We start from the raw sequence: 7,111 nt of genomic DNA, 5'->3' as shown, positions 1-7,111 counted from the left end.
CCGCCTCGCGCATGCGCTCGACCAGCAGCGCGTCGCGCCGCGCGGGCGGGTTGCAGGCGTTGACGCGGCCGCCGGCCAGCGTGACCTCGTCGGCGATATCGAAAAGATTCTTCACGGCGTATGGCACGCCCGCCAATGGCGGCAGCGTTTCGCCGCGTGCGCGGCGCGCGTCGATGGCCAGGGCTTCCTGCCGCGCGCGGGTTTCCGTGACGGCCGTGAAGCAGTTGTAGCGGGGATCGCGCTCGCGCACGCGGGCAAGCGTGGCGTCCAGCACCGCGGCTGCACTGCGTTCTCCGCTGCGGACCTGGCGGGCGATGTCGTGAGCGGGGCCGGTCACGGGCGGAACACCGAAGCAGATTCCAGTTCCACGGGCAGCGGCTCGTCGGCGAAGGTCGACGCGATGTCGTGGATGCGCGAGAACTGCTGCACGACCTGCTCGGCTGCGGCCTCGCGCAACGCATATCCCGACAGCGCCAGCGCGCTGCGCACGTATTGGTCGATGGTTTCCTGTGTCATGGCGAATGCTCCCGGTATTGGCTTGGGATTAATAGCGTGGAATCACTTGCGCACTTCGCGCTGGAAGATTTCCAGGCTCAGTTTCTTCATCTGGATGAAGCTTGGCTCGGACAGCGTCTCGACCGTGCGAGGGCGCGCGTCCGTGTAGTCCAGGATCTCCGCGACGCGTGTGGGGCGCTTGGTCAAGAGCAGCACCTGATCCGCCAGGTACACCGCTTCCTCCAGGTCATGCGAGACAAGCAGCATGGTCGTGCCGGTCTGCAGGAAGACTTCCTGCAGCTTTTCGCGGATGAACAGCGTCATCTCGAAATCCAGCGCGGAAAACGGCTCGTCCAGAAACAGCACCTCGGGACCGGGCGCCAGCGCGCGCATGATGGACGCGGTCTGCTGCTGTCCGCCCGACAGCTCGTACGGATAGCGGTTCAGGTCGAACTTCACGTCGAACGACGCCACCAGTTCCTCGACCCGTGCATCGACCTGGGCCTTGCTGCGGCCTTCCAGGCGCAGCGGGTAGGCGATGTTGTCGATGGTGCGCAGCCACGGAAACATGGCTTCGCGGTAGTTCTGGAACACGTAGCCGATTTTGGTCTGCGCCAGCGATTTGCCGTCGAACAGGATTTCGCCAGAATCGATGGGGATCAGCCCGGCGATCATGTTGATCAGCGTGGACTTGCCGCAGCCGTTGGGGCCGAAGACCGAGACGATCTTGCCCTTGGGGATGTCGAGGTTGAAGTCTTCATAGAGCGGCCAGCCGGCGAAATACTTGGTCAGGCCGCGGATCGTGATGTGCGTGCCCAGCGGGCCGGGCTGGAACGGCGCGGCGGCCGGCGCGGGGGCGATGACGGGGTTGATGACGGTAGACATTTATCGGCCGCTCCAATGAACCACGCGCTTTTCCAGCACGAGAAAGAGAATATTGAGCACATAGCCCAGCGCGCCGGCCGCCAGGATTGCGGCGTACATTTCGCGCACGTTCAGCACCTGCTGCGCATTGATGATGCGATTGCCCAGGCCGCTGTCCGAGCCGATGAACATCTCGGCCACGATCACGATGACCAGCGCCATCGACACGCCGCTGCGCAGGCCGACAAACGTGGGCTGCAGGCTTTCCCAGATCAGCACGTCCTTGAAGATCTGCCAGCGCGACGCGCCCATCACGCGCGCTGCCATCACGCGCTGCTTGCGGGCGTTGATGACGCCGTACGCGCTGTTGAACAGGATCACCAGCACGGCCGCGAAGGCGGCGATGGCGATCTTGTTCATGTCGGTCACGCCGAAGATCATCAGGAACAGCGGGATCAGCGCGGAGGACGGCGTGGACCGGAAGAAGTCCACCAGGAACTCGACGCTGCGGTAGGCCTTTTCGTTACTGCCAAGCAGGACGCCCAGCGGCACGCCGATCACGCCGGCCATCAGAAAGGCCTGAACGGTGCGGTTCAGCGATGACAGAAAATCGGCCAGCAGCGGGCCGCCTGCCATGCCCTTGACCAGCGCGACGATGGTCGCGCTGGGCGTGGGAAGCAGCACGGGGCTGACAAGCTGCAGACGGACCACCAGGTCCCACACCACGAAGAGTGCGAGCGGGCCGATCAGCGGCAGCAGGCGCGAGGTGTCGAACTTGCGCGGCGGCTTGGACATGGCCGGCTGCGCCTTGGCGGGCTGCGTCTTCGCCGGCGCGGCAGAGCAGGCCTGGGAGGGGGCGGGCGTGGCGCCCGTAGCCGTGGTTGCGCTCATGGATCAACCCTTGTAAAGCATGGTCGAGACGTCGACCTTCTGCGCGAAGACGCCCTTGTCGGTGAACAGGTCGAAGAACTTCTGGAAGTACTGCACGTCGCTGGGCGTGAACTCGTTGTGCAGCGTGTAGGCGGCCAGCGGCACTTCCTCGGTCATCGGGCCTTCGATGGCGGTGTAGCCCTTCAGGAAGGGGCGCGCCTCTTCGGGCTTGGTGCGGATGAGTTCGATGCCGCGCGCATAGGCGGCGATGAATTTCTTGCTTTCCTCGGGATGCTTCTTCAGGAAGGCGGTGGTCAGCGAAGCCGAGCCGCCGAACCACGGCGCCATCGGATCGCCCAGGACGTATTTGGCGATGACGCCGGTCTCCAGGACGCGGGTCGTGCCGTTCAGGCGGCCCACCGTGCCCGTGGGTTCCAGCGTATAGCACGCGTCCAACTGGCCGGCGGCAACCGCGGCGACGTGCTGGCTGATCGCCAACTCGACCACGGTTGCCCCCGTTGCGCCGGCGCGCTCCAGGACTGCTTTGGCCAGCGTGGAATTCTGGATGCCGGGACCAGAACCGACCTTTTTCCCCTTGAGGTCTGCGATGGATTTGATGGGACTGTCTTTCGCGACGATGAACTCATCCAGCACGTTCTTGGCGTTGCTGGGGTTGGACGCAAAAATCTTGAACAGACCGGGCGAAGCGATCTCGCCGATGGCCAGGTTGGCCGAGCCCGTGCCGTTGGCGCTGCCATCGGCGCNNCCAGCGGCGCGACCCGCCAGCATGGCTTCCATGACCTGCTGCGCGCCCGCGAACTTCAGCGCCTCGACGTTCAGGCCGGCTTCCTTGAAATAGCCTTTCTCGATCGCGGCGTAGAACGGCAGGCCAGCGGCCACGGGCCAGAAGCCGATGCGGATGACCGGACCCGATTGCGCGCGCACCAGCGCCGGGGCGGCGAGCGCCGCCGCGCCCATGGCGGCGCCCTGGATCAGGCGGCGGCGGGTGGCGTTGAAGGCGTAGGGTGCATTGCGATGGATCATGTAAGGCTCCTGGGCTGCTTGATGGGGGGGCGCTTGTAGACAAGCTTGCATACCAGTCATCAAGCAATAACCGTGCCAGGTTTTGCTCGGTGTGGTTTCTCCCGTGATGCGCGATCACGGCGCCTCAGGCTGGTGCCCGGCGTGAACCAAGTTGGTGCAGGGCGCACCACATAAGGGGACATAACGTGTCCTCTTGCCGCTTTCTATTGCCGGCAACGATGCGCCCGCGCCGGCGGCGTTGGCAGTAGCATCGGCGCATGAACACGCGTTTTGTCGAAGCCTTTCTGTGGTCCGCGCGGCTAGGAAGTTTTCGCGCCGCGAGCGATCGCCTGCACATTACGCAGGCGGCCGTGGCCAACCGCATCGCATCGCTGGAAGAGGACATCGGTGCGCGCCTGTTCGAACGCGACGCCAAGGAGCTGAAGCTCACGGCGGTCGGCTCGCGTCTGCTGGATTACGGCGAGCGCCTGCTCGAGATCCGCCAGCAGATCCTTTCACTGGGCAAGCGCGGCGACGCGGTCGCCGGCCTGGTGCGCATCGGCGCCATCGAGACCGTGGTGCACACGTGGCTGATCGGCTTTCTGACGAACCTGCGATCCACGTATCCCGGCATCGAGGTCCAGCTGACGTCCGAGACGGTGCGCGCCCTGCATCGCGGGTTGCGCGAAGGCACGCTGGATATCGCGTTCCAGACCGACGTGCTGAACGACACCGGCATTATCAGCATGCCCTGTCTGCCGATGGAGATGGGCTGGGTCGGGCCACCAGGCAGCGAAGACACGATGACGGCGCACGATCTGCTCGGCGAGCCGGTGCTGACGATGAGCCCGGGATCACAGCCGCACGAGGCGCTGAAGGCCTTGTACCGCGAGGTCGGCATGCCGCAGGGCAAGGTGCATTTCGTCAGTTCGGTCTCGGCGCTGGCGCGGCTGGTGCGCAGCGGCTTCGGCCGTGCGCTCGTGCCGTTGCCGCCCATGTACGAGTACGTGGCGCGCGGCGAGATCCAGGTCATCCGCACCGACCTGCCGGTGCCGCCGCAGTTATTGGTGGTGAGCTATCTGGAAAGCGGCGGCTCGGATGCGATCCGGCTGGTGGCGGAACTGGCGTGCCGCGCCTCGGATCAGTTCACGGCCGCCGTCGTGGCCCCGGGAATGGGATCGGCCCATTAACCGTGCGTCAATGCGCCTGCGGGTCGAATTTGCGTACCAGCACGGCCCACTTGTCGTGCTCGCTCTTGATGAACGTGGCGAATTGCGCTGGCGTGCCGCCGACCGGCTCGGCGCCTTCGCGAACCATCTGCTCGTTCAGTGCGGGCAACGAGGCGTTGACTTCACGGTTGACCAAGTCCACCACCTGCTGCGGCGTGCCCTTGGGCGCAAAGAAGCCAAACCACGAGCCTGCGTCAAAGCCCGGATACCCCGACTCGGCGATGGTCGGCAGTTCGGGCAGGGTGGCGGACCGCTGCAACGTGCTGACCGCCAGCGCGCGCAGCTTGCCCGAACGGATGTGGCCGATTACCGACGGAATGGTGGCGAACATGAAGTCGATACGGCCGGCCAGCAGATCGTTGACCGCATCCGCGCCCTTGTAGGGCACGTGCGTGGCGTTGACCTTCAGCTCGTCCATCAGCATGTAGCTCGACAGGTGTGATGACGTGCCCACGCCGGTCGAACTGTAGTTCAGCTCCCGTGCGCCTTTGACGAATTTCAGGAAACCCTGGATGTCCTTGGCGGGCGAGGAGGGCGGCACGACCAGCACGTTGGGCACCGTGGCGATCTGCACCATCGGGATCAGGTCGGTCAGCGGGTCGTAGTTCAACTTGTTCAGCGTGGGATTGACCGCGATGGGGCCGACCGAGTTCACGATCAGCGTGTGCCCGTCGGGCGCGGCGCGCACCACGTATTCGGTGCCGATGTTGCCGCCCGCGCCGGGCTTGTTTTCCACGACGAAGGGCTGGCCCAGCTTCTGCGTCAGCGTGTTCGTGACGGTGCGCGTAAGCGTGTCGGTGGTGCCGCCGGGCGAGAACGCCACGATGACCTTGACCGGCTTGTCGGGATAGCCGGCGGCGCCGGCGGCGGGCGCGATACAGGCGCCCGCCAGCGCCGCGCAAGCCAGCAGGGCTTGGGCAGTTTTCATGAATGTCTCCTCGCGTGGTCGTTGTCGTGTGGGATATCGCGCCGTGCCGCCACGCCGGCCGGCGCTGGAAATGTTCAAGGGGATTTTGGGCGCGGCCTCAGTCCCGGTAGCCGGGGTCGATGCGATCCAGCTTGCGCAGCAGCGCGGGCCACTCCATGACGCCGTAAGGGCGGCGCGTGCCGGGCTGGTAGTTGTTCCAGGTGGCCTCCAGGACGGGCGGCGGCACGGCTTGCAGCGGGGCGCCCGTCGCCATCGCGGCCAACTGCGAGCGGCAGGCCAGTTCCAGGCGGTGCATCCAGTTGAAGGCCTCGCCCACGGTGCGTCCCACGGTCAGCGCGCCGTGATTGCGCAGGATCAGCGCCTCGCCCTGACCCAGGTCCTCGAGCAGCGACGCCTGTTCCTCGGTGCCAAGCACCACGCCCTGGTAGTCGTGGTAACCGATTTTCAGGAAGCGCATGGCGGTTTGCGTCAGCGGAAGCAGGCCGCATTCCAGCGACGACACGGCCATCGACGCCCAGCTGTGCGTGTGGATGACGCAGTCGACCTCGTGCCGGTGGGCATGGACCGCGCTGTGGATTACGTAGCCAGCCTTGTTGATGCCATAGTCCAGATCGCCGAAATCGGGCTTGGACAGGATGGTGCCGTCCACGTCGACCTTGATGAGGCTGGACGCGGTGATCTCCTCGTACATCATCCCGTAGGGGTTGATGAGGAAGGCGTTGTCCTCGCCCGGCACACGGGATGAGATGTGGTTGGCCATCATGTCGGCCATGCCGTAGAGCTCGACCAGGCGATAACAGGCGGCAAGGTCCACGCGGGCCTGCCATTCCGCTTCAGAGCACTGCGCCCGCATGGAGGAAATGCTTAGCCGCCCGGGACGTGAGGAGGATGTGGTCATCGGATTTCGTGAAGGTTGATCGTCGCATGCACCGTGCTGCGACTTGATGTGGATCAATTTATCTTCAGAAAATCCGACCGCCTAGGCATCCCGAGGCTATGGGGGCATCACGAATCCAGAAGGGTTGCCCCCGGCCAGCCGCCGTGCCGGACCAGCCCGCGCATGGCGTCCAGCAGCACCNNCCCGCGCGGCCAGCGCGGCGGGTGACAGCTCGTCGTCACTGATGCAGTAGATGTGGTTGCGGCGGAACAGATAGGGGTCGTCGATGGGATGCATGCTGAGCAGGCCGGTTTCGACGCGGGCTACGGCCGCACCGGGCTGGATGGTGGCGATAGGATGGGCCTGCACCAGATCCATGAGCGTCGTCAGGCCGTCGACCTCGACGCCGATCCAGGGCTCGATGCCGGCCCGCTCGAAGGCCGCCTCGACCCACGCGCGCAGCCCATGCGCCTTGCTGGTGACAGCGAGTGGCAACCCGGCCAGCTCGGTCATACGGACAGGCTCGCCATCGGGTCGCTCCACCATGCCGCGCGGCGCCAGCAGGAACAGACGCTCGTCCAGCACGGGCACCACGCTGCGGCCCTGTGCGGTGTCGTTCTGGAACAGCACGGCCAGGTCCAGCCGCCGGGCGTTGAGCAGGTCGCCCAGATTGCCCGACAGCCCCTCGACCAGATGCAGGCGCACGTTGGGATAGCGCTCGGTCATGGCGGCGTAGAACGGGCGGGCCAGCAGCGACGCGGTGGTGGGCGCAAAGCCGACGCTGACCGTGCCGGCCAACCGCGCCCCGCGCGCGGCCGCCACGGC

At 65.8% G+C, this 7,111-nt stretch carries 9 protein-coding genes; 1 reads left to right on the top strand and 8 read right to left on the bottom strand.

Annotated features, from left to right (window positions below; translation table 11 throughout):
• The 5 genes from B3446_RS05565 to B3446_RS05545 all read right to left on the bottom strand — a co-directional run.
• Nucleotides 1-337 (bottom strand): amidase family protein (locus B3446_RS05565; RefSeq protein ID WP_291378211.1); only part of this gene is annotated, 337 nt, incomplete at its 3' end.
• Nucleotides 334-516, bottom strand: coding sequence for a DUF4089 domain-containing protein (locus tag B3446_RS05560; protein WP_191579324.1), 183 nt, complete (start codon nt 514-516; stop codon nt 334-336). The genes B3446_RS05565 and B3446_RS05560, both read right to left, overlap by 4 nt.
• Before the next feature lie 42 nt (nt 517-558).
• Entirely contained in the window at nt 559-1,380 is an 822-nt protein-coding gene (locus B3446_RS05555) for an ABC transporter ATP-binding protein (RefSeq protein WP_056563596.1), read from the bottom strand.
• Nucleotides 1,381-2,250, bottom strand: a complete 870-nt coding sequence (locus tag B3446_RS05550; protein WP_291378206.1) for an ABC transporter permease — start codon at nt 2,248-2,250, stop codon at nt 1,381-1,383. It abuts the gene before it with no gap.
• A gap of 3 nt (nt 2,251-2,253) precedes the next feature.
• Nucleotides 2,254-3,273 carry an ABC transporter substrate-binding protein gene (locus B3446_RS05545; RefSeq protein WP_291378204.1) on the bottom strand — a complete coding sequence of 340 codons (1,020 nt, stop codon included), beginning with the start codon at nt 3,271-3,273 and terminating at the stop codon, nt 2,254-2,256.
• Between the two features lie 257 nt (nt 3,274-3,530).
• On the opposite strand from B3446_RS05545, the gene B3446_RS05540 reads away from it, so the two are divergent.
• Nucleotides 3,531-4,442: a LysR family transcriptional regulator gene (locus B3446_RS05540; RefSeq protein ID WP_291378202.1), complete on the top strand. Its 912-nt coding sequence runs from the start codon at nt 3,531-3,533 to the stop codon at nt 4,440-4,442.
• A gap of 7 nt (nt 4,443-4,449) precedes the next feature.
• Here B3446_RS05540 and B3446_RS05535 read toward each other — a convergent pair whose 3' ends face one another.
• The 3 genes from B3446_RS05535 to B3446_RS05525 all read right to left on the bottom strand — a co-directional run bounded on the left by B3446_RS05535 (nt 4,450) and on the right by B3446_RS05525 (nt 7,108).
• Nucleotides 4,450-5,409, bottom strand: coding sequence for a Bug family tripartite tricarboxylate transporter substrate binding protein (locus B3446_RS05535; RefSeq protein ID WP_291378200.1), 960 nt, complete (start codon nt 5,407-5,409; stop codon nt 4,450-4,452).
• 97 nt (nt 5,410-5,506) lie between these two features.
• Nucleotides 5,507-6,307 (bottom strand): class II aldolase/adducin family protein, encoded by an 801-nt coding sequence (locus B3446_RS05530; protein WP_191579320.1) that lies wholly within the window; start codon nt 6,305-6,307, stop codon nt 5,507-5,509.
• A 96-nt stretch (nt 6,308-6,403) separates the two neighbouring features.
• Nucleotides 6,404-7,108: a LysR substrate-binding domain-containing protein gene (locus B3446_RS05525; RefSeq protein WP_422652841.1), complete on the bottom strand. Its 705-nt coding sequence runs from the start codon at nt 7,106-7,108 to the stop codon at nt 6,404-6,406.
• Nucleotides 7,109-7,111 lie beyond the last annotated feature (3 nt).

The sequence above is a fragment of the Achromobacter sp. UBA5777 genome, from assembly GCF_002418565.1.
Classification (GTDB): Bacteria; Pseudomonadota; Gammaproteobacteria; order Burkholderiales; family Burkholderiaceae_B; genus Achromobacter; species Achromobacter animicus.
This window is presented reverse-complemented; position numbering and strand designations above follow the sequence as displayed.

What these genes read in the sequence shown, in the direction of transcription:
- B3446_RS05530 (WP_191579320.1), bottom strand. Translation starts at nt 6,307, where the DNA reads ATGACCACATCCTCCTCACGTCCCGGGCGGCTAAGCATTTCCTCCATG.
- B3446_RS05540 (WP_291378202.1), top strand. Translation starts at nt 3,531, where the DNA reads ATGAACACGCGTTTTGTCGAAGCCTTTCTGTGGTCCGCGCGGCTAGGA.
- B3446_RS05560 (WP_191579324.1), bottom strand. Translation starts at nt 516, where the DNA reads ATGACACAGGAAACCATCGACCAATACGTGCGCAGCGCGCTGGCGCTG.
- B3446_RS05535 (WP_291378200.1), bottom strand. Translation starts at nt 5,409, where the DNA reads ATGAAAACTGCCCAAGCCCTGCTGGCTTGCGCGGCGCTGGCGGGCGCC.
- B3446_RS05555 (WP_056563596.1), bottom strand. Translation starts at nt 1,380, where the DNA reads ATGTCTACCGTCATCAACCCCGTCATCGCCCCCGCGCCGGCCGCCGCG.
- B3446_RS05550 (WP_291378206.1), bottom strand. Translation starts at nt 2,250, where the DNA reads ATGAGCGCAACCACGGCTACGGGCGCCACGCCCGCCCCCTCCCAGGCC.